The 20,927-nt window shown below is 69.8% G+C and carries 17 protein-coding genes and 1 tRNA gene; 8 read left to right on the top strand and 10 right to left on the bottom strand.

The features are described from left to right. Positions 1–9 precede the first annotated feature (9 nt). The 6 genes from B9Y95_RS03260 (at position 10) to B9Y95_RS03235 (ending at position 8,559) form a co-directional block, all read left to right on the top strand. On the top strand, positions 10–747 hold the full coding sequence (locus tag B9Y95_RS03260; protein WP_200811344.1) for a hypothetical protein: 738 nt from the start codon (positions 10–12) through the stop codon (positions 745–747). Beyond that, positions 744–2,339: a DNA polymerase Y family protein gene (locus B9Y95_RS03255; RefSeq protein WP_085510600.1), complete on the top strand. Its 1,596-nt coding sequence runs from the start codon at positions 744–746 to the stop codon at positions 2,337–2,339. Before B9Y95_RS03260 ends, B9Y95_RS03255 begins: the two co-directional genes overlap by 4 nt. A 44-nt stretch (positions 2,340–2,383) precedes the next feature. Further along, on the top strand, positions 2,384–5,806 hold the full coding sequence (locus B9Y95_RS03250; RefSeq protein ID WP_085510599.1) for an error-prone DNA polymerase: 3,423 nt from the start codon (positions 2,384–2,386) through the stop codon (positions 5,804–5,806). A gap of 154 nt (positions 5,807–5,960) precedes the next feature. Next, positions 5,961–6,437, top strand: a complete 477-nt coding sequence (locus B9Y95_RS03245; RefSeq protein WP_085510598.1) for a DapH/DapD/GlmU-related protein — start codon at positions 5,961–5,963, stop codon at positions 6,435–6,437. A 107-nt stretch (positions 6,438–6,544) separates the two neighbouring features. After that, the gene (locus tag B9Y95_RS03240; protein WP_085510597.1) at positions 6,545–7,951 is read left to right on the top strand and encodes a tyrosine-protein kinase domain-containing protein; all 1,407 of its coding nucleotides are present in this window, start codon (positions 6,545–6,547) and stop codon (positions 7,949–7,951) included. Beyond that, positions 7,948–8,559, top strand: coding sequence for an arsenate reductase/protein-tyrosine-phosphatase family protein (locus B9Y95_RS03235; protein WP_085510596.1), 612 nt, complete (start codon positions 7,948–7,950; stop codon positions 8,557–8,559). Before B9Y95_RS03240 ends, B9Y95_RS03235 begins: the two co-directional genes overlap by 4 nt. 107 nt (positions 8,560–8,666) lie before the next feature. On the opposite strand, the gene B9Y95_RS03230 is transcribed toward B9Y95_RS03235, so the two are convergent. The 4 genes from B9Y95_RS03230 to B9Y95_RS03215 all read right to left on the bottom strand — a co-directional run bounded on the left by B9Y95_RS03230 (position 8,667) and on the right by B9Y95_RS03215 (position 12,225). Next, positions 8,667–8,741: transfer RNA gene (locus B9Y95_RS03230), tRNA-Gln, on the bottom strand. Between the two features lie 91 nt (positions 8,742–8,832). Further along, the gene (locus B9Y95_RS03225) at positions 8,833–9,753 is read right to left on the bottom strand and encodes an NAD(P)/FAD-dependent oxidoreductase (RefSeq protein ID WP_085510595.1); all 921 of its coding nucleotides are present in this window, start codon (positions 9,751–9,753) and stop codon (positions 8,833–8,835) included. Beyond that, complete coding sequence (gltX, locus tag B9Y95_RS03220) at positions 9,750–11,270, bottom strand: glutamate--tRNA ligase (RefSeq protein WP_085510594.1); 1,521 nt, start codon at positions 11,268–11,270, stop codon at positions 9,750–9,752. Before gltX ends, B9Y95_RS03225 begins: the two co-directional genes overlap by 4 nt. Continuing rightward, entirely contained in the window at positions 11,263–12,225 is a 963-nt protein-coding gene (locus B9Y95_RS03215) for a LysR family transcriptional regulator (protein WP_234993945.1), read from the bottom strand. The genes gltX and B9Y95_RS03215 overlap by 8 nt, the downstream gene beginning before the upstream one ends. Before the next feature lie 81 nt (positions 12,226–12,306). Between B9Y95_RS03215 and B9Y95_RS03210 the strand changes: the two genes are divergently transcribed. Next, positions 12,307–13,380 carry an aminotransferase class V-fold PLP-dependent enzyme gene (locus B9Y95_RS03210; protein ID WP_085510592.1) on the top strand — a complete coding sequence of 358 codons (1,074 nt, stop codon included), beginning with the start codon at positions 12,307–12,309 and terminating at the stop codon, positions 13,378–13,380. Between the two features lie 6 nt (positions 13,381–13,386). On the opposite strand, the gene B9Y95_RS03205 is transcribed toward B9Y95_RS03210, so the two are convergent. The 4 genes from B9Y95_RS03205 to B9Y95_RS03190 all read right to left on the bottom strand — a co-directional run bounded on the left by B9Y95_RS03205 (position 13,387) and on the right by B9Y95_RS03190 (position 18,065). Further along, positions 13,387–14,151: a fumarylacetoacetate hydrolase family protein gene (locus B9Y95_RS03205; protein WP_079705619.1), complete on the bottom strand. Its 765-nt coding sequence runs from the start codon at positions 14,149–14,151 to the stop codon at positions 13,387–13,389. 78 nt (positions 14,152–14,229) lie between these two features. Then, positions 14,230–15,345, bottom strand: coding sequence for a branched-chain amino acid aminotransferase (locus tag B9Y95_RS03200; protein WP_085510591.1), 1,116 nt, complete (start codon positions 15,343–15,345; stop codon positions 14,230–14,232). A gap of 40 nt (positions 15,346–15,385) precedes the next feature. Further along, positions 15,386–16,441 carry a 3-isopropylmalate dehydrogenase gene (locus B9Y95_RS03195; RefSeq protein WP_085510590.1) on the bottom strand — a complete coding sequence of 352 codons (1,056 nt, stop codon included), beginning with the start codon at positions 16,439–16,441 and terminating at the stop codon, positions 15,386–15,388. Between the two features lie 100 nt (positions 16,442–16,541). After that, a complete protein-coding gene (locus B9Y95_RS03190; RefSeq protein ID WP_234993944.1) occupies positions 16,542–18,065 on the bottom strand; it encodes an MFS transporter in 1,524 nt (507 codons plus the stop codon). A 114-nt stretch (positions 18,066–18,179) separates the two neighbouring features. Between B9Y95_RS03190 and B9Y95_RS21080 the strand changes: the two genes are divergently transcribed. After that, positions 18,180–18,737, top strand: a complete 558-nt coding sequence (locus tag B9Y95_RS21080; RefSeq protein WP_079705616.1) for a TetR/AcrR family transcriptional regulator — start codon at positions 18,180–18,182, stop codon at positions 18,735–18,737. A gap of 107 nt (positions 18,738–18,844) precedes the next feature. Here the strand turns inward: B9Y95_RS21080 and serA are convergent, their stop codons facing one another. Continuing rightward, positions 18,845–20,437 carry a phosphoglycerate dehydrogenase gene (serA, locus tag B9Y95_RS03180; protein WP_085510589.1) on the bottom strand — a complete coding sequence of 531 codons (1,593 nt, stop codon included), beginning with the start codon at positions 20,435–20,437 and terminating at the stop codon, positions 18,845–18,847. 115 nt (positions 20,438–20,552) lie between these two features. Next, a complete protein-coding gene (locus B9Y95_RS03175) occupies positions 20,553–20,924 on the bottom strand; it encodes a hypothetical protein (protein WP_085510588.1) in 372 nt (123 codons plus the stop codon). Positions 20,925–20,927: the final 3 nt, after the last annotated feature.

The raw sequence follows: 20,927 nt of genomic DNA, 5'->3' as shown, positions 1-20,927 counted from the left end.
TATTGAGCCATGGCCCTCCGCGCACTCGTCGACTCCCCCGTCAGGGCGGACACCGCGACCGAGCTGCACGAACTCCAGGGGCGCATCAAGCGGATGCAGGGGACGCGCCTCGACACCCGATCCCTGCCGACCGCTCCTGAGCTCTCCCGGCTCCTGCCCGGTGGCGCCCTCCAGGCCGGAGGCAGCTACTCCGTGCTCGGCTCCACGGCACTCGCCATGTCGCTCATGGCCGGGCCGTCCGCAGCCGGGACCTGGTGCGCCGTGATCGGTCTCCCGTCGTTCGGCGTGGAGGCGGCGGCCTCCATGGGCATCGACCTCGAACGCCTCGTCCTCGTCCCCCAGCCCGGTCCGGACTGGCTCACGGTCACCGCGGCCATGGCCGACGTCGCCGGCGTGCTCATCACAGCGCCTCCCGGACGGATCGCCCCGAGCGACGCCGCCAGACTCGCGGCTCGCCTCCGGCAGCGCGAGGCCGCACTGATCGTCCTCGGTTCCTGGCCGCAGAGCGATGCGACGTTGCGCGTGACCGAGAGCTCTTGGAGCGGCCTCGGGGCGGGGCACGGACATCTCCGGCATCGGCGGCTCACCGTCAGCTCGATGCTCGGCCAGGGGGCTGCGGGCCGGCCCAGGACCGCGCACCTGACGCTGCCCCTGGGATCGACCGAGGATCGCACCACGCAGCTCGCCGGCTCCGGCCTCATCGACGACGACACGGTCGTCCGGCTCCCGATGGTCGTGAACCGATGACGACCGAACCACCTGCGGGACCGGTCGAGCGCACCATGGTCCTGTGGTGCCCCGACTGGCCGATCGTGGCGGCACGACTCTCCGGGACGCTGTCCGAGGACACGACCGACGCTCCACTGGCCCTGGTCGAGCATGGTGAGGTCCTGGCCTGCGACGCCCCCGCACGTCGAGCGGGAGTGCGGCGAGGACTCCGTGTCCGGGAGGCCGAGGCACGCTGTCCGGAACTGGCGACCGCCGACTACGATCCGATCGTCGACACCCGCGCCTTCGAGCCGATCCTCCTCGGCATCGAGGAGCTCATGCCGGGCGTCCAACCGTTCCGGGCCGGGCTCTGCGCCATCCGATCCCGAGGACCGAGCAGATACTACGGCGGCGAGTCGGCTGCGGCGGAGGTCCTCCTGGCCCGTCTCGACGAGCTCGGTGTCCCCGATGCACGGATCGGCATCGCCGACGGCCCCTTCGCCGCGGAGCAGGCCGCGAGGTCCACCGCGTTCCAGCAGGACGGTTCCCGGATCCTCGTCATCCCCTCCGGAGCCTCTCCCGCCTTCCTGGCCCCACTCCCCCTGTCCACCCTCGGGCGCCCCGAACTCAGCTCACTGCTGCACCGGCTCGGGATCAGCACCCTGGGGGCGTTCGGCGCACTGCCCGCGACCGAGGTCCGCGACCGCTTCGGAGCCGACGGCGCCCGAGCGCACCGCCTCGCAGCCGGCGCGGACGCCCGAAGCGTCGTCCCTCGCGTGCCACCCACCGAGCTGGCCGTGTCGATCGCCTTCGAGCCCCCACTCGACCGCATCGACCAGCTGACCTTCGGGTTCCGGCAGTCCGCGGAACGGTTCATCACCGGCCTGGCGGAGGCCGGCCTCGTGACCACCGCGATCACGATCAGCATGCGGAGTGAGCGCGGGGAGCGCTCCACCCGCACCTGGCTCCACCCACGCTGGTTCACCGCCGGCGACGTCCTCGATCGCGTGCGTTGGCAGTTGCAGGGCTCGTCGAACATCGATCACGGACTCGCCTCCCCCGTCGAACTCGTCGAGGTCGTCCCGGAGACCCTCGACGACGCCGCGGAACACGAGGAAGGGCTCTGGGGCAGCGGACCGGACGAACGCATCCACAGCGGACTCGCCCGCGTCCAGAGCATGCTCGGTCACGACGGCGTCGTGACCGCGGTGCCGTCCGGCGGACGCCTCCTCCTCGACCGCCGCATCCTCGTCCCCTGGGGCAGTGTCCCACCGGGTGGTGAGGCGGCCGTGGCCGAACGCCGGAACCGGCCGTGGCCCGGGACCATCCCGGGAGCGGCTCCGTCGACCGTCTTCGACACCACGGTGCCGGTCGAGGTCGTCGACGCGACGGGGCTGACCGTGGCGGTCGACGAGCGCAGCACCGTGAGTGCAGCGCCCGCACGGTTCTTCGCCCTCTCGGACTGGCACGTCATCGACGGCTGGGCCGGCCCCTGGAGCATCGACGAACGCTGGTGGGACGACGACGGCCACCATCGCGTCCACCGCCTCCAGGTCCTCGACGACTCGGGTGAGGCCTGGCTGCTCCTGTTGGAGGAGCAGCACTGGAGGGCCGAGGCCCGCTACGACTGAACCACATCACGTCCGCACCGCACCGCATGACGAAGGAGCCCAGCATGGGATGGAACAACCCCCCGGTCTCATGGTCGGAGTTCGAGCGCCGTCTGTCCGACGCGAGCCGTCCGGCCACCCTGCCGCTGGGAGCCGACGGCGGGGACAGCCCGGCCTGGTCGCGGAAGCGTCAACCGTACGTCCCCGAACCACCCGAGCAGCGCCCGCCGACGACGCGGGTCCCCTATGCGGAACTCCACGCGCACTCGAGCTTCAGCTTCCTCGACGGCGCGAGCCCGCCGGAGCGCCTCGTCGAGGAGGCTGCGGCACTCGGCCTGCACGCGCTCGCGCTCACCGATCACGACGGTTTCTACGGCGTCGTACGGATGGCCGAGGCGGCGGAACGGTTCCCCGACCTCCGGACGGTCTACGGTGCCGAACTGTCCATCGGCCTGGACCGGCCGCAGAACGGCGTCCCCGACCCCGTCGGGCATCACCTGCTCCTGCTCGCCCGTCGAGCAGAGGGGTATCACCGCCTGGCCGGCGCGATCACGGACGCACAACTCGCCGACGGAGCAGAGAAGGGCCACCCGGTCTACGACCTCGAGCGGCTCGCCGCCTCCGTCGCCGGCCACGTGACCGTGCTCACCGGGTGCCGCAAGGGGTTCGTCCGCACCGCGCTCCGTGAGCACGGTCTGGAGGCCGCCGCCGCGGCGGTCGACCGACTCGTCGCCCTGTTCGGTCCGGAGCACGTCGTCGTCGAGTTGAGCGACCACGGGCACCCGGAGGACTCGGCGGAGAACGATGCGCTCGCCGAGATCGCGGCGTTGCTCGACCTCACCGTCGTCGCGACGGGCAACGTCCATTACGCCACGCCCGAGCAGCATCGACTCCAGACCGCGCTGGCGGCCGTCCGAGCGCGACGCAGCCTCGACGAGCTCGACGGATGGCTTCCCGCGGCCGGAACCGCGCACCTGCGGAGCGGAGCCGAGATGGCGGACCGGTTCGCCAGATACCCCGGAGCGGTGGCACGGAGCGTCGAGCTGGCCGACGAACTCGCCTTCAGTCTGCGGGCGGTCCGCCCGAAGCTGCCGCGACAGCGCGTCCCGGAGGGCCACACGCCCATGAGCTGGCTTCGGCACCTCGTGCTCGAAGCCGTCCCCGTCAAGTACCCCGACGCCACTCCCGAACACCTCCGACGCATCGAACGGGAACTCGAGGTCATCGAGCAGAAGGACTTCCCCGGGTACTTCCTGATCGTGCACGACATCGTCAGTTTCGCCCGCGGCCGGGGCATCCTCTGCCAGGGACGCGGTTCCGCCGCGAACTCCGCCGTCTGTTACCTGCTCGGGATCACCGCCGTCGACTCGATCTTCTACGAGCTGCCGTTCGAACGGTTCCTCTCCAGCATGCGGGAGGAGGAGCCCGACATCGACGTCGACTTCGACTCCGACCGGCGCGAGGAGGCCATCCAGTACGTCTACGAGACCTACGGACGCCGCAACGCCGCTCAGGTCGCGAACATCATCAGCTATCGGCCGAAGTTCGCCGTCCGCGACACCGCCAAGGCGCTCGGGTACAGCCCCGGTCAGCAGGACGCCTGGTCGAAACAGGTCGAGCGTTGGGGCGGGGTCATGTCGAGCACCGACCACGACATCCCCGAGCGCGTCGTCGGCCTCGCGCAGCAGATGCTCACCCTGCCCCGGCACCTGGGCATCCACTCGGGTGGCATGGTGCTGACCGATCGCCCGGTCGGCGAGGTCTGCCCGATCGAGCACGGGCGCATGGACGGCCGCACGGTCCTCCAGTGGGACAAGGACGACTGCGCCTGGATGGGGCTCGTCAAGTTCGACCTCCTGGGTCTCGGCATGCTCTCGGCCATCCAGTACTGCTTCGACCTCGTGGCCGAGCACACCGGAGAGCGCTGGACCCTCGAGACCATCCCGAAGGACGAAGCAGGGGTCTACGACCAGCTCTGCCGGGCCGACACCATCGGGGTCTTCCAGGTGGAGAGCCGCGCGCAGATGGGCATGCTGCCACGCTTGCTCCCCCGCCGGTTCTACGATCTCGTCATCGAGGTCGCCATGATCCGCCCAGGGCCAATCCAGGGCGGCGCGGTGCACCCCTACCTGCGCCGGAAGACCGGCCAGGAGCCCATCACCTACCTCCACCCGAGCCTCGAACCGGTCCTCGAACGCACACTCGGCGTGCCGTTGTTCCAGGAGCAGCTGATGCAGATGGCGATGGCCGTGGGTGGGTGCTCGGCCGAGGATGCGGACCTCCTGCGCCGGGCGATGGGATCGAAGCGCGGCGAGGAGAAGATCGAGAGCCTCAAGGACACGCTGTACCTCGGCATGGCCGGTAACGGCATCGTCGGTGCGGACGCCGATGCCGTGTACGCCAAGATCCAGGCCTTCGCCAACTTCGGATTCGCCGAGAGCCACTCCCTGAGCTTCGCCCTCCTCGTCTACGTGAGCGCCTGGCTGCGCCTGCACTACCCAGGGGCCTTCCTCGCGGCGCTGCTCCGGGCGCAGCCCATGGGGTTCTACTCGCCGATGACGCTCGTCGCCGACGCCCGCCGACACGGCGTCTCCGTCCTGCGCCCCGATCTGCATCGCTCCGGCGCACAGGCCGGCCTCGAAGCGCTCGACCCGGAGGCCACCCCCGGCGCCCCGGTCACTCCCGGCGGGCGCACGCGCTGCCTCGAACACGAACAGGGACCGACCGGGCTCTTCGATCCACTCCTTCCCGACGATTCGGCAGGACACCGGCGCGACGGGGCACTCGCCGTCCGGCTGGGACTCTCCTCCGTCCAGGGGATCGGTGAGGAGCTCGCGAAGCGGATCGTCGCCGAACGGGAGTCCGGAGGGCTGTTCACCAGCCAGGCCGACCTGGCCAGGCGGATCGGCCTGAGCTCCTCGCAGCTGGAGTCGCTGTCGGCGGCAGGCGCGTTCGACGGATTCGGCCTCACCCGTCGTGAGGCGATGTGGGGCGCAGCGCAGGCCAGTCGGCATCGTCCCGACCAGCTCGAGGGGACGTTCACGACTGTGCAGCCGCCGTTGCTCCCGGTTCCGACGGCCGCCGAACAACTCATCTCCGACATCTGGTCGACCGGGATGTCGACCGACGACCACCCCATCCGCCACGTCCGTGCAGAACTCGCGCGACGAGGTGCGCTGCGGTCCGACGAACTCCTGACGGCGCAGACGGACCGTCGCGTGGAGGTCGGGGGTGTCGTGACGCATCGGCAGCGGCCGGCGACGGCGAGCGGCATCACCTTCATGAACCTCGAGGACGAAGCGGGACTCGTCAACGTGATCTGCACCGTCGGCGTCTGGAACCGGTATCGCCGCGTGGCCAGGGAAGCCCCGGCGATGGTGGTCCGCGGCATGCTGGAGCGATCACCGGAAGGCATCGTCAATCTGGTGGCGGATCGGTTGGAGGCGCTCCGGATCGGGGCGAACACCCGTTCTCGCGACTTCCAGTGACCGCTCACCACCAAACCGCGGCGGTCTCCTCCTCCGAACACCCACTACAGCACAGCACGAGACTCATGGGATTCCCAGGCAAGGCCAGGGAAGGAATGACCGGGAGCCACCCGGCGTTGTCCCCAGTGTTGAGTAGACCAGAAGGGGGTCACCCATGGCGAGAGTGTACGAAGAGATCGAAGGCCGGGCCGGCGAGGTGGAACGGTATCGTCACCACCCGAACGGCAAGGGCATGGTCGCAGCTCGTGCACTGATCGATCCGTCGGCGTTCATCGAACGCACCACGTTCGTGGAGGCTGACGCGGACATCCGTGCCAACGCCTGGATCGGTGCCGGAACCTGGATCGACCGGTCCGCGGTGATCGGCGAAGGCGCTTTCATCGGCGCGAACGTCCACATCGGGGAACGCTGCGTCATCGGACGCGGTGCGCGGGTCGGAAGCGACGCCCGTCTCGGGGCCGACGTTCAGGTCGCCCACGGCGCGAGCGTCGATCGTGATGCCCGAGTCGCAGACCGGACCGTCGTCGGCAGTGAACGCCCGGTCATGACCGAACCGACGGTCCGTCAGACGAACCGCGCCCCGCGCCGACCTCGTGCGAACGGCACCGACCGGTTCGGGAAGGCCGCCTGACCGGCGGACCACCCCACCACCGTCACGCAGGGCCCGGACTCGAGAGTCCGGGCTCTGCGTCGTTTCCGCCGGACGCGACACGCATGTCAGACGACTAACATATCAGGATGGACCTGAAGGACTACCTGCGCATCCTCCGCCATCGCTGGCTGCTCATCGTCGCGATCACCGCGGGAACCGCGGCGCTCGCCCACGGGTACACCCTCATCACCCAGCCCGTGTACCAGTCGACTGGCCAGCTCTTCGTCGCCGTCACCGGCGGCGACTCCGTCGGCGACCTCAATCAGGGCAACGCCTTCGCCCAGAGCCGCGTCGCCTCGTACGTGATCCTCGCCACCGGTTCGACCGTGCGGTCCACGGTGGCGGACCGCCTCGACCTCGACCCCGCATCGCTCATCGGGACCATCTCAGCGTCCAATCCCGCGCAGTCGGTCCTGATCGACATCTCCGCCGTCGACAGTGATCCGGTTGCGGCGGCCCGCATCGCGAACACCGCAGCCCAGGTGCTCGTCGACCTCGTCGACGACGTCGAGAGCGCCAACGAGGTGGACTCCCCCGGTGCGCTGGGCGATCCGACCCCGGTCGGGCTGACGATCGTGGAACAGGCGTCTCCACCCCGGTCCCCCATCGCGCCGAACGTGCTGCAGAACCTCGCGGTGGGCGTCTTCACCGGCCTCGCCCTGGGCGTCGGGATCACACTGCTCATCGAGGTCCTCGACACCCGACTCCGCGGTCGCTCGGCGATCGAGAAGCTCACGGACACGAGCATCCTCGGCGCCTTCCACACGGAACCCGCCGACGCGGCCCAACTCATCCTCGGATCGACGGAGAGCTACAGCCGGCGCGCCGAGAGCTTCCGGCAGCTTCGGACACACCTCCAGTTCGCCTCCATCGACGGCGGACTCCGCAGCGTCATGGTCACGTCCTCGGTCCCGGGCGAGGGGAAGAGCACCACCTCGGCGAACCTCGCGCTCGTCCTCGCGGAAGCGGGGAACTCCGTCCTCCTCGTCGATGCCGACCTGCGCCGACCTCGCCAGCACGAGATGTTCGGTCTCGAGGATGCGGTCGGGCTCACGACCGTGCTCACCGGCAGGATCAGCCTCGGCGATGCCGTGCAAGCGGTCAACGGGGCGGGGCGTCTCGCAGTCCTCACCTCCGGCGAGCTGCCGCCGAACCCGAGCGAACTGCTCGGATCAGCGGCGATGGAGCGCGCACTCTCAGAGATGGAACGCGCGTACGACGTGGTGGTCATCGACACGCCTCCGCTCATCAACGTCTCGGACCCGACAGCACTGTCGACCCTTGCGAGCGGCGTCCTGCTCGTGGCGTCGGCCGACGGCCGACTGCACCGCGACCAGCTCCGGCAATCCCTCGAGAACCTCAGCTTCGTCCAGGCGAAGCTCCTCGGGGTCGTCCTCAACCGCGTCGAAGTGGCTCGAGGGGAGCAGTCGTCGTCCTACGCGTACTACCACCGGACCGCCCCGACGCGTCGACCACGGCGGACCACGGCATGAACATCCCGGCCGGTCCGCCTCCGACCCGGATCCTGATCGTCTGCACCGGCAACATCTGTCGATCGCCGTACGCCGAGTTCCTCCTCGGCGGCGGGCTGGCGGAGGTCGACGCGTCCGGCTTCGAGGTGCGGAGCGCCGGGACGGGCGCGCTGCGCGGACACCCGATCGACGCCTCGAGCGCGGCGTTGCTCGGTCCACTCGCCGTGACGGCCGCAGGGTTCGCCGCAACGCAGCTCACCGCCGGCCTTGTCGGTCGACAGGACGTCGTCCTGACCATGACGCGGGAGCATCGCAGCGCCGTCCTCAGATCGTGCCCGGAGGCACTGCGTCGGACCTTCTCCCTGCGTGAGTTCGCGCGGCTCCTCGACACCGTCGACTCGGGACGACTCCCCCGCACGCGAGCAGCGCGCTGGATGCGTCTTGCCCCCGAACTGGCGGCCAACCGGACGAGCGCACGACTCCAGGACCCGGCCCAGGACGACGTCGTCGACCCGTTCGGTCAGGGCCCGGAGGTCTTCCGTCAGATGGAGTCGCAGATCGTCCCGGCGCTCGAGCGCATCATCGCATTCGAGCGCACTGCCGTCGAGGAGGATCCGGGGCTGCGATGAGGACGTCGGTGTGCCTCGGCGTCCACCGGCTCACGGACGGGCCGAGCACGCCGCAAACGACGAAGGCCCGCGAGGTGAACGCGGGCCTTCGTCGTGATGTTGCCGTCTGGCTGGGGTACCTGGACTCGAACCAAGAACAACTGAACCAGAATCAGTCGTGTTGCCAATTACACCATACCCCATTGTCAGAACCGAAGCCCCGACCGAAGAACAACACTAGCCTACGGAGGCGGCCGTCTCAAATCGAAGCGTCCCGGGCGCGTCGCGGATCACTCAGCTGGGGACACCCGCGAGGTCCCGGTTGAGTGCTCTGGACACCCGGGCGCCGTTCCCGGCCGCCACGATGAGTTGTTGCGGGCCGGGAGGCGTGATGTCGCCGGCGGCGTACAGGCCCGGCACGGACGTGCGACCCCAGGCATCGACCACGACGTACCCGTCCGTGTCGCGATCGAGGGCGAGCTGTCCCAGATATCCGAGGGGTGCGGCCCACTGCGGCCGGACGAAGCCCCCGGAGCGCGGGATGAGCGCACCGTCGGCGAGGCGGACACCCGTGAAGCCGTCGCGGCCACCCTCGAGCTCCGCGATCGCACCGCGCTCGACCTGGATGCCCGCGGAGGCGAGCGCGGCCTCCTCGGGGCCGGTGACGGTGTCGGTGCCGTTCGTGAAGACGATGAGGTCCGACGACCACTGTGCGATGAGGATCGCCCATTCCGCCAGGTCCGTCGTCTCGCCGATGAGCGCGAGCGGCGCGTCGGCCTTCTCGTACCCGTCGCACTCGACGCAGCTGTGCAGGTCCGTTCCGTAGAAGGCCCGCAAGTTCGCGACCTTCGGCAACGTCTCCGTGAGACCACTGGCGACGATGACCGTTCGGGTCACGACATCGCGATCCGGCTCGCCGCGGACCCCCTGGGCGACGACGTGGAAGCCGTCAGTCGTCGCCTCGATCGACTGCACGGACGCGAACTGGACCTCCGCGTTCTCGTACGCGGCCACCTCCTCGCGCCCCATTCGCCGGAGATCCAGCGGAGCGATGCCGTCGCGGGTGAGGAAGCCGTGCGAGCGCAACGTCGCAGCGTGCCGTGGGCGATTGCCGTCGAGCACGAGGATGCGCCGACGCGCGCGCGCCAGGTTCAGCGCGGCCGAGAGTCCCGCGGGTCCCGCGCCGACGACGACGACGTCGTACGAGTCGCTCATGACGCGAGGTGCGCGGAGAGCCGATCGAGTCGCGTGATCGATTCCGTCTTCCCGAGGATCTCGAGCGACTCGAACAGCGGCGGGGAGATCCGACGCCCGGAAGCGGCGACACGGAGTGGGCCGTAGGCGATACGCGGCTTCAGTCCGAGGCCCTCGATGAGCGCACCGGCGAGCGCGTCCTGGATCGATCCGGCCGTCCACTCCGGCTCGGGGACGAGCTCGAGCGCGCCGATGGACGCGGCGAGCACCTCGCCGGCGTTCGCCGGAAGACCCTTGAGCGCGTCCTCCTGGTACTCGAGCTCCGCGGCACCGCGGAACAGGAAGCCGAGGAGCGCGGGGACCTCGCCGAGCAGCGCGATGCGCTCCTGAACGAGCGGGGCGGCCTGCCCGAGCACGGCCTGCTCCGCCTCGGTGACGGGCTCGCTCACCACACCGGCCTCGACGAGGTACGGCGTGATGCGGCCGAGGAAGTCGGCCGGCTCCAGCAGTCGGATGTGGTCGCCGTTGATCGACTCCGCCTTCTTGAGGTCGAAGCGCGCCGGGTTCGGATTGACGTCGACGACGTCGAACGCGGCGATCATCTCCTCGATCGAGAAGACGTCGCGGTCGCCGCTCAGCGACCATCCGAGCAGCGCGAGGTAGTTGATGAGCCCCTCCGGCACGAAGCCGCGGTCGCGGTGGTGGAAGAGGTTCGCCTCCGGGTCGCGCTTGGAGAGCTTCTTGTTGCCCTCGCCCATGACGTACGGCAGGTGACCGAACCGCGGGACGAAGGTCGTGAGGCCGATGTCGATGAGCGCGTGATACAGCGCGATCTGCCGCGGCGTCGACGGCAGCAGGTCCTCGCCGCGGAGGACGTGGGTGATCTGCATGATGGCGTCGTCGACGGGGTTCACGAGCGTGTAGAGCGGCTTGCCGTTCGGGCGCACGAGGACGAAGTCCGTGAACGACCCGGCGGGGAAGGTGATCTCACCGCGAACGAGGTCGTCGAAGCTGAGGTCGTCGTCCGGGACCCGCAGGCGGAGCGCCGGCTCACGGCCTTCGGCACGGAACGCGGCGCGCTGCTCGTCGGTGAGGTCGCGGTCGAAGTTGTCGTAGCCGAACTGCTTCGGTCGGCCGGCCGCCTCGTTGCGCGCGTCGATCTCGTCGGCGTTCGAGAAGCTCTCGTAGAGGTGCCCGGCAGCCGTCAGCCGCGCGATCACGTCGGCATAGATGTCGCTCCGCTCGGACTGCCGGTACGGCGCGTGGGGTCCGCCGACGCCGACGCCCTCGTCCCAGTCGAGCCGCAGCCACGTGAGCGCGTCGACGAGCTGCTCGTAGCTCTCCTCGCTGTCGCGAGCGGCATCGGTGTCCTCGATCCGGAAGACGAGCTTGCCGCCCGTGTGCCGGGCGTACGCCCAGTTGAACAGCGCCGTGCGGACGAGACCGACGTGCGGTGTACCGGTCGGCGACGGGCAGAACCGGACGCGGACGTCGGTGCCGGAAGCCGTGGAGAAGGGGTGCGTAATCGTGTCAGACATCGCCTGTCATCTTAGTCGCGCCGCCCACGGACGCGGCGATCCGTAGGAGTGCAGCGACGGCGGGGATACGGTCCGCGTGCTCGGCGCTGACGAGGTGGAGCGCCCGGTCGTCGTCGTTGCGCGTCGGCAGCACGACCACCTCGGTCGGCAGCTGTGCGGCCGCGAGCGCGAGGGTGGGCAGTAGGGCGACGCCGAGCCCGGCCGCCACCAGGGCGGTGACCGCGATCGCATTGTCGGTCTCGTGCGCGATGACGGGCTCGAAGCCGCTCGACCGGCAGAGACCGAGGAGATGACCTCGGCAACGCGGACAACCCGCGATCCAACGCTCACCGGCGAGGGCCGCGAGGTCGACCTGTCGATCATCGGCTCGAGCGTGGCCGACCGGAAGCACGAGACGCATCGGGTCGGTTCCGAACCGGCGCACGCGGAGTCCGGCCGCGCTCTCCCGATGCGGGTCATCGGGATCGTCCGGATAGCTGAAGGTGATCGCGACGTCGGCTTCGCCGGCACGGACCGCGGCGACGGCCTCCGGCGGTTCAGCCTCGACGAAGGAGACCCCGATCCCCGGATGCTCGTCGGCCAGGCGAGCGAGGAGCTGCGGCACGAGCATGGACGACGCCGAAGGGAAGGCGACGAGACGCACCCGCCCACTCCGCAACCCCGCAAGTGCCGCGACCTCCTCGGAGGCCGCGCGGACCGCTCGGTCCACCGCCACCGCGTGTCCGGCGAGGATCGCACCGGCCTCGGTGAGGCGGACGCCGCGACCGACGCGCTCGACGACCGGCATGCCGAGCCGACGCTCGAGCCGGCGGAGATGCTGGCTCACCGCCGGTTGACTCGAGCCGAGCGCGTGCGCGGCGGCCGTGATCGACCCGGTCGAGGCGATGGCGCCGACGACGAGGAGGGAACCGGCGTCGAGGGCCGATGACGAGGGTTGCGGTGAAAGGGTGGACACCCTCGAAGCATAATCCCTCGTTATGGTTCTCATCGAGAGCCGGTCCTTGTCGCATGGATACACGGCGAAGAGACTGGATGCATGAGCACCCTCAGCCTCCAGGAAGCCAGCGGATCCTTCCCATCCGCACCCGGCTACCTGGCCGCCTGCACACTGGGACTGCCGACGATCGGCACGACGCACGCCATCATGGCCGACCTCTCCGCATGGCAGGCGGCTCGAACCGATGCAGCCGCCTACGGCGCCGTCGTCGAGCGGGTGCGCGGCTCCTTCGCCGAGCTGGTCCACGTACCGGTCCGCTCGGTGGCGATCGGATCCCAGACCTCCGCCATGGTCGCCATGGTCGCGGCGTCGGTGCCGGACGGCGCAGAGGTCCTCTGCGTCGAGGGCGACTTCAGCTCACTCGTCGCCCCGTTCCTCATGCAGGCGCACCGCGGCGTGCGTGTCCGCCACGCACCGCTCACCGAACTCGCCGCCCACATCGACGCCTCGACCTGGCTCGTCGCCTACTCCGCGGTGCAGTCCGCGACCGGCGCGGTCGCCGACGTGGTCGCGATCCGTGAGGCGGCGGCCGTCCACGGCACGATGACGCTCAACGACCTCACGCAGGCGGCCGGGTGGCTCCCCGTCGACGCCTCGGCCGACGACATCACCGTTTGCCACGCCTACAAGTGGCTCTGCGCTCCACGAGGCGTGGCGTTCATGACGGTGCGCGACGAGGTGATGGACCGCCTCCGGCCGAGCCAGGCCGGTTGGTACTCGGGTGACGACGTCTGGTCGTCCTGTTACGGCCCGTCGTTGCATCTCGCCGAGAGCGCACGACGGTTCGACGTCTCCCCCGCCTGGCAGGCCTGGGTCGGCGCCGAGCCCGCAATCGCCCTCTTCGCGGCGGTCGACGCCGTCGCCGTGTACGAGCACGACACCCGGCTCGCCGCGGCGCTTCGGGCGGGCATCGGCGAGAGCCGGTCGCTCCTCACCGGGACGGCCTCGGCCATCGTGACGTGGACGGATCCCGATGGACACGACCTCCGGGCACTGCAGTCGGCCGGGATCACGGCATCGGGTCGCGCCGGCCGGGCGAGGGTCGCGTTCCACCTCTGGAACACCGACGACGACGTCGCAGCTACGCTGACCGCTCTCGGTCAGCACAGCTGACGCGGGTCAGGGTCGGCGGCCGGTGTTCCGGAGGATGCCGATGCCCGAGACCTCGACCTCGACGACCTGGCCGTCGGTGAAGGGTCCGACGCCGGCCGGCGTCCCGGTCAGGATGACGTCGCCCGGGAGGAGCGTCCAGACGGCGGACGCGTACTCGACGATCGCGCCGATGGAGTGCACCATGTCGGAGAGCGGGGCGTGCTGGCGGACCTCGCCGTCGACGCGGGTCTCGATCGTCGCGCCGTCGAAGGAGAACTCCGTCTCGATGTAGGGACCGAGCGGGCAGAACGTGTCGAAGCCCTTCGCGCGGGCCCACTGGCCGTCGGACTCCTGGAGGTCGCGAGCGGTGACGTCGTTGGCGATCGTGTAGCCGAAGATGACCTCGTCGGCACGCTCCGCGCTGACGTTCTTGGCGACGCCGCCGATCACGATGGCGAGTTCGCCCTCGAAGTCGATGCGCTCGGACTGCTTCGGGAAGACGACGGCGTCCCCCGGCCCGACCACGGAGGTGTTGGGCTTGAGGAAGAGCAGCGGCTCGGTGGGAGCCTCCCCACCCATCTCGGCGGCGTGGTCGCGGTAGTTCTTGCCGACGGCGACGACCTTGGAACGAGGGATGACCGGCGCGAGCAGGACCGCATCCGCGAGCGGGACGCGCTCCCCCGTCGGTTCGAAGCCCGAGTAGAGCGGATCGCCGTCGAGGACGACGAGATCCGCATCGTCGATGATGCCGTAGCGGATGGCCTGATCGTGACTGAAGCGAGCGATTTTCACCAGGCCAGCCTATCCCGAGGTGCGGCGGCGACACGGAAGCCCCGCACGAGGTGCGGGGCTTCCCAGGCTGCTCGGAGGCTACTCGGCGTCGAGACGCGTCATCCACCCGTGACGGTCGGGCAGGCGGCCGTACTGGATGTCGGTCAGCTCCTGACGCAGCGACATCGTGAGTTCGCCCGCCGGAGCGTCGGCGTCGCCCACGGTGAAGTCCTTGGCCTTCAGCTGCGCGATCGGCGTGACGACCGCAGCCGTCCCGCACGCGAACACCTCGACGATGTCGCCGCTCTCGACGCCCTCGCGCCACTCGTCGATCGTGACCCGGCGGCGCTCCACCCGGTGTCCGCGGTCCTCCGCGAGCTGCAGGATGCTGTCTCTCGTGATGCCCTCGAGGATCGAGTCCGACTCCGGCGTGACGAGCGTGCCGTCGCGCTTGACGAGGACGACGTTCATTCCGCCGAGCTCTTCGATGTAGGTCGCCTCCTGTGCGTCCAGGAAGAGCACCTGGGCGCACCCGTGCTCGTACGCCTCGGCCTGCGGGAGCAGGGAGGACGCGTAGTTCCCGCCGGTCTTCGCCGCCCCAGTGCCACCCTTGCCTGCACGGCTGTAGTCGGTGGACAGCCAGATGGACACGGGGGTGACGCCGCCGGTGAAGTACGCGCCGGCGGGGCTGGCGATGACATAGTAGTTGACCTTCTTCGCCGGGCGGACGCCGAGGAAGGCCTCCTTGGCGAACATGAAGGGCCGCAGGTACAGGCTGGTCTCCGGCGCGGACGGCACCCAGGAGCCGTCGACGGCGATGAGCTGCTTGATCGACTCGACGAAGTACTCGACCGGGAGCTCCGGCAGCGCGAGCCGCTTGGCCGAGCGCTGCAGGCGGCGGCCGTTGGCGTCGGGGCGGAACGACCAGATGGAGCCGTCGGCGTGACGGTACGCCTTCAGTCCTTCGAAGATCTCCTGGGCGTAGTGGAGGACGGCGGCGGCCGGGTCGAGCGAGATCGGACCGTACGCCTGGACCCGTGGGCGGTGCCATCCACCGCGCTCGGACCAGCAGATGTCGACCATGTGGTCGGTGAAGTGCTGCCCGAAGCCCGGATCGGCGAGGATCGCGTCGCGCTCTGCGGCGGGGACGGGCTGCTCGTTGGGGGTCACGGTGAAGGCGAGTTCGCGCTGAGCCATGGGGAGGTTGATCGTCATGATGGTGTCTTCCGTCGTGATCTGCGTGTCTGGTGGGCGTCTACCGGTTCGCCGCGAGGGCCGCGATCGCATCGCCGACCTCGGTCGTCGTGCGCGCTGCGCCGGTGCGGGCGGCGATGTCGGCGGTGACGGCAGTGGCGACTCGCGCAGCCTCCGTCTCGAGGCCGAGATGCGACAGCATCAGGGAGACGGAGAGGATGGCGGCGGTCGGGTCGGCCAGCTGCTTCCCGGCGATGTCGGGCGCCGATCCGTGGACGGGCTCGAACATGCTCGGGTACGTGCCGTCCGGGTTGATGTTTCCCGAGGCCGCGAGTCCGATGCCGCCGCTGATCGCGCCGGCCAGATCGGTGAGGATGTCGCCGAAGAGGTTGTCCGTGACGATGACGTCAAATCTAGCAGGATCCGTGACGAGGAAGATGGTGGCCGCGTCGACGTGCAGGTAGTCGACCGCGACGTCGGGGAACTCCGCGGACACCGCGTCGACGACGCGCTTCCAGAGCGACCCGGCGAACACGAGGACGTTGGTCTTGTGGACGAGGGTCAGCTTCCCCTGACGCGCGGCGGCGGCGGCGAACGCGTAGCGCACCACTCGTTCCACCCCGTAGGCGGTGTTGACCGACACCTCGTTCGCGATCTCGTGCGGCGTGCCCTGGCGGATCGCTCCGCCGTTGCCGACGTACGGCCCCTCCGTGCCCTCACGGACGACGACGAAGTTCACGTCGCCGGGCTCGCTCAGCGGGCTCGGGACGCCCGGGTACACCACGGTCGGGCGCAGGTTGACGTAGTGGTCGAGGCTGAACCGGAGCTTGAGGAGCAGCCCACGCTCGATGTTCGCGTTCGCGAGGCGGGGGTCGCCGGGCACGCCGCCGACCGCTCCGAGGAGGATGGCGTCGTGCGAGGCGATCGCGGCGAGGTCCGCGTCGGTCAGCACGTCACCGGTCTCGAGGAACCGCGCCGCGCCGAGTGAGAAGGGCGTCTGCTCGAAGCGGACGTCGCCACCCTGCACCGCCGCATCGAGGACCTTGAGCGCCTCGCCGACGACCTCGGGACCGATCCCGTCGCCGGGGATGACTGCGAGCTTGACGGTGCGGGACATGCGACTCCTGAGGATGCGACGACGGTGTGCGCCCAGCTTAACGCCTCCGACCTCGGGCGGATCGTGCCACCCGTCTCCGGGTGGCACGATCGACGGAGCCCTACCGGACCCGGCGCAGACCGATCGCCGCGACGAGCATGGCGGCCACGATGAGGCCGACGCCGATCCACGCTGCGACACCGACTCCGCTGTCGAAGGCATGCCGCGCGGAGTCCATGAGCGCACCCGCGAGGTCGCCGGGCAGCTGCTCGGCGACGTTCGCCGCACCACCCAGGGTCTCCCCCGCCGCCTGCTGCTGGGCGGCGGTCAGTCCGTCCGGCAGGACGACCGACGAGCGGTAGGACGCGGTGAGCACGGTGCCGAGCGTCGCCGTGCCGAGCACCGCGCCCAGCTCGTAGGCGGTCTCGGAGACACCGGACGCCGCACCGGCCTTCTCCGGCGGCGCACTGGCGATCACGAGCTCGTTCGACACCGTCTCGGCGGAGCCGATGCCGAGCCCGAGGGCGACGAACGCGAGACCGATCCCGAGGGCCGACACGTCTCCCCCGGTGATCGCGATGGAGGCGTAGCCGACGGCGGAGACGACGAGTGCGATCGGGACCACGATGCCCGGACGGACCCGCTTGGAGATGGGCACGATCACGAGGCCGGCGATGATCATCACGATGAGCCCGGGGAGCAGGACGAGCCCGGCGTCGAGCGGCTGCAGGCCCAGCACCAGCTGCAGATGCTGCGACACGAAGAACAGCCCACCGACGAGCGCCGTCACGCTCAGCAGGTTGATGACCACGGCGCCGCTGAACGAGGCGCGCCGGAACAGGCTCAGGTCGAGCAGCGGGTGCTCGAGGCGGAGCTGACGGCGGATGAACAGGATGCCACTGACCACGCCGACGATCATCGAGACGACCGTGAGGACGTCGAAGCCGGCTTCCGCCAGGTGCTTGATGCTGAACACGAGCGGCGTCATCGTCAGGAGGATGAGCAGGATGCTCGGGACGTCGATGCGTCCGGGGTTCGGGTCCTTCGACTCCGGGATGAGGAAGGGCGCGAGGACGACGAGCGGCAGGAGGACCGGGACGGCAAGCAGGAACACCGCACCCCAGGCGAAGTGTTCGAGGATGATTCCACCGACGATCGGCCCGAGCGCACTGCCGGCGGCGAACCCGCTGGCCCAGACGGCGATGGCGAACCGTCGCTGGTCGCGGTCGAGGAAGATGTTCCGCAGCAGCGAGAGCGTCGACGGCATGAGCATCGCTCCGAAGAACCCGAGCGCCGCCCGAGCCGCGATCAGGAGCTCGGCACTGGGCGCGAACGCCGCGGCGACGGAGACGACACCGAATCCGATGGAGCCGATGAGCAGGAGGCGACGACGACCGATGCGGTCGCCGAGGCTGCCCATCGACACCAGCAGGCCGGCGAGGACCAGCGGGTAGATGTCGACGATCCAGAGCAGCTGCGTCCCGGACGGGGTGAGCGCGCTCGAGATCGCGGGCAACGCGAAGTTGAGGACCGTGTTGTCGACCGACACCAGCAGGACGGGGAGCATGAGGACGGCGAGCGCGAACCAGGCTCGCCGACCGGCACGGGGGGCTGTGACGGCGGTGGGTTCGGTGGCGGTGGACACGGTGACCTCTTTCAAAGCGTGGAGAACGGCGCCGGTCGGGCACCGCCCGCTCGACTATACCGTCCAGCCGGTATAGTATCAATCCGAATCCGACGAGCCGAATACGATGGAGCCATGGCGAAGCAGACCGCAGCCCGAGAACGCGTCCTCGACGCCTTCGCCGAACTCCTCATCGAGCAGGGCGAACGCGCCGCCACCCTCGACGCCGTCGCCGCGGCGGCCGGCGTCTCCAAAGGCGGACTGCTCTACCACTTCGGCAGCAAGGAGGCCCTCGTCGACGGCCTCATCGAGCGACTCTCGGACATGAGCGAGGCCGACACGGCGCGGATGCTCGCGGCCCCGGAGGGCGTCGTCGAGTACTTCGTGCGCACCTCCGTCGACTGCGGCACCCCGTTCGACCGGACGATCATCGCCGTCGCGCGGCTGGCGCAGGGACAGCACGCCCAGGCGAGCGACGCGATGGCGGACATCCGCCGGAGCTGGTTGCGCACGGTGGAGGACGCCGTCGGCGACCCCGACACCGCTCGTGCCATCGTGTTGATGTCCGACGGCCTCTACGCCAACACCGCGCAGCTCGGCATGGGCGTCAGCGACCCCGACGAGGGCAGCGACGAGTCGATCGAGCGGCTCCTGGCCGTCATCGCGCGGCTGCTTCCCGCCGGCGGGCGCTGAGCCGCGACGCCCGCTGGGCGCACCGGAACGGCGTCAGCGCCTCGGCCTACGGACGACGATGCCCCGCACCGGTCGGCGCGGGGCATCGGGTCGGAGCAGCGGTCGGGCTACTGCTCGGTGATGTCGATCTCGCGGAGCAGCGTCGCGTCGATCGTCTCGCGGATGACCTCGAGGACGTCGTCGGCGACCGGTGAATCGACCGTCAGCACGCTGAGCGCCGGGCCGCCGGCCTCGTGACGGGCGATCTGCATCCCGGCGATGTTGATGCCCGCCTCGCCGAACCGCTGACCGTAGACGGCCACGATGCCGGGCCGGTCGGTGTAGACCATCACGATGTGGTGCTTCGCGAACGGCACCTCGACGTCGTAGCCGTTGATCTCGACGATCTTCTCGGTCTGCTTCGTTCCCGTCAGCGTGCCCGACACCGAGATCTGCGATCCGTCGCTGAGGGCTCCGCGCAACGTGATGACGTTGCGGTACTCCTCGCTCACCTCGTCGGTGAGCAGGCGCGTGACGACACCGCGCTGCTCGGCGAGCAGCGGGGCGTTCACGTACGAGACCGTCTCGCTGACGATGTTGGTGAAGATCCCCTTGAGCGCGGCCAGCTTCAGCACGCTGACGTCGTACCCGCTCAGCTCACCGTGGACCTCGACGTCGACGCTCGTGAGCGACGAGGTCGACAGCGCGGCGAACACCTGCCCGAGCTTCTCGACGAGCGGGATGCCGGGACGGACGTAGGGGTCGATCACGCCGCCGGCGACGTTGACCGCGTCCGGGACGAGTTCGCCGCCGAGCGCGAGGCGCACGGACTTGGCGACCGAGACGCCGGCCTTCTCCTGTGCCTCATCCGTGGATGCACCGAGGTGCGGCGTCACGATGACGTTCTCGAGCCCGAGCAGCTTCGTGTCGGTGGGCGGCTCGCTGACGAAGACGTCGAGGCCGGCACCGGCGATGACGTGGTTGGACAGCGCCTCGTACAGCGCGTCCTCGTCGATCAGGCCACCGCGGGCGACGTTGACGACGTAGGCCGTCGGCTTCATGAGCGCGAACTGCGGGCCGGCGATCATGCCCGTCGTCTCCGGTGTCTTCGGCATGTGGATGGTGATGAAGTCGGACTGCGCCAGCAGCTCGTCGAGCGTGACCAGCTGCACCCCGAGCTGCTGCGCACGAGCGGACGTGATGTAGGGGTCGTACGCGATGACGTTCGTGCCGAACGCCTGCAGACGAGCAGTGATGAGGGCACCGATACGGCCGAGGCCGATGATGCCGATGGTCTTCTCGTACAGCTCGGTACCCGTGTACTTGGACCGCTTCCACTGCCCCTGGGCGAGCGCGGCGTGCGCGGCCGGGATGTGGCGGGCGAGGCTCAGGATGTGCCCGACGGTGAGCTCGGCCGCGGAGATGATGTTCGACGTGGGCGCGTTGACGACCATGACCCCGGCCGTCGTCGCCGCCTTGATGTCGACGTTGTCGAGACCGACACCCGCGCGCGCGACGACCTTCAACCGGGTGGACGCCTGGATGGCCTCCTCGTCGACCTTGGTCGCGGATCGGACCAGGATGGCGTCGGCGTCGGCGATCGCCGCGAGCAGAGCCGGGCGGTCCGTCCCGTCGACGGAACGCACGTCGAAGTCGGGCCCGAGGGCGTCGACGGTTGCTGGTGAGAGTTCTTCGGCGATCAGTACGACCGGTTTCGACACGGAACGGTTCCTTCGCAGTAGCAGTGGGGTGGGCAGCGCGTCGGTGTCCGGCGGCCATAGCAAGCCTATCGGAGGCGCACCGGGCGGTTCGTCGTGTGACGAGGCGACGGCCGGGTCAGACGGAGAGGTCGATCAGCTGCTGCGCGCCGAACATCGCGAGGACCGACAGCGAGATCGCCGCGACGACGCACAGGGCGACGAGGTAGCGCACGGCCTGCTCGCCGAGCGACCGGTCGCGACCGGTCCAGAAGGCGATCGCGAAGGCCACGATCGGCAGGAGCAGGCCGCCGATGAGGACGACCCACCCGAGCGGCAGGACCGGCACGGCGAGGCCGTTCGCCGTCCCGACGATGCCGACGAGGTTGCCGACGGCTTCGAAGACGTCATAGGCGAAGAACAGGCCGAACAGGACGGCGATGGACCAGCTGAGCCAGCCGGGTCGCTCGGCGGCGGGTTTCGACACGGGGTCCGCGGTGGTGGAGGGCATCAG

It is taken from the genome of Plantibacter flavus, from assembly GCF_900177615.1.
Lineage (GTDB): Bacteria > Actinomycetota > Actinomycetes > Actinomycetales > Microbacteriaceae > Plantibacter > Plantibacter flavus.
Note: the sequence above shows the minus strand (reverse complement) of the source record. Positions and strands in the feature narration are given on the sequence as shown.

What these genes read in the sequence shown, in the direction of transcription:
- B9Y95_RS03260 (WP_200811344.1), top strand. Translation starts at nt 10, where the DNA reads ATGGCCCTCCGCGCACTCGTCGACTCCCCCGTCAGGGCGGACACCGCG.
- B9Y95_RS03255 (WP_085510600.1), top strand. Translation starts at nt 744, where the DNA reads ATGACGACCGAACCACCTGCGGGACCGGTCGAGCGCACCATGGTCCTG.
- B9Y95_RS03250 (WP_085510599.1), top strand. Translation starts at nt 2,384, where the DNA reads ATGGGATGGAACAACCCCCCGGTCTCATGGTCGGAGTTCGAGCGCCGT.
- B9Y95_RS03245 (WP_085510598.1), top strand. Translation starts at nt 5,961, where the DNA reads ATGGCGAGAGTGTACGAAGAGATCGAAGGCCGGGCCGGCGAGGTGGAA.
- B9Y95_RS03240 (WP_085510597.1), top strand. Translation starts at nt 6,545, where the DNA reads ATGGACCTGAAGGACTACCTGCGCATCCTCCGCCATCGCTGGCTGCTC.
- B9Y95_RS03235 (WP_085510596.1), top strand. Translation starts at nt 7,948, where the DNA reads ATGAACATCCCGGCCGGTCCGCCTCCGACCCGGATCCTGATCGTCTGC.
- B9Y95_RS03225 (WP_085510595.1), bottom strand. Translation starts at nt 9,753, where the DNA reads ATGAGCGACTCGTACGACGTCGTCGTCGTCGGCGCGGGACCCGCGGGA.
- gltX (WP_085510594.1), bottom strand. Translation starts at nt 11,270, where the DNA reads ATGTCTGACACGATTACGCACCCCTTCTCCACGGCTTCCGGCACCGAC.
- B9Y95_RS03210 (WP_085510592.1), top strand. Translation starts at nt 12,307, where the DNA reads ATGAGCACCCTCAGCCTCCAGGAAGCCAGCGGATCCTTCCCATCCGCA.
- B9Y95_RS03200 (WP_085510591.1), bottom strand. Translation starts at nt 15,345, where the DNA reads ATGACGATCAACCTCCCCATGGCTCAGCGCGAACTCGCCTTCACCGTG.
- B9Y95_RS03195 (WP_085510590.1), bottom strand. Translation starts at nt 16,441, where the DNA reads ATGTCCCGCACCGTCAAGCTCGCAGTCATCCCCGGCGACGGGATCGGT.
- B9Y95_RS21080 (WP_079705616.1), top strand. Translation starts at nt 18,180, where the DNA reads ATGGCGAAGCAGACCGCAGCCCGAGAACGCGTCCTCGACGCCTTCGCC.
- B9Y95_RS03175 (WP_085510588.1), bottom strand. Translation starts at nt 20,924, where the DNA reads ATGCCCTCCACCACCGCGGACCCCGTGTCGAAACCCGCCGCCGAGCGA.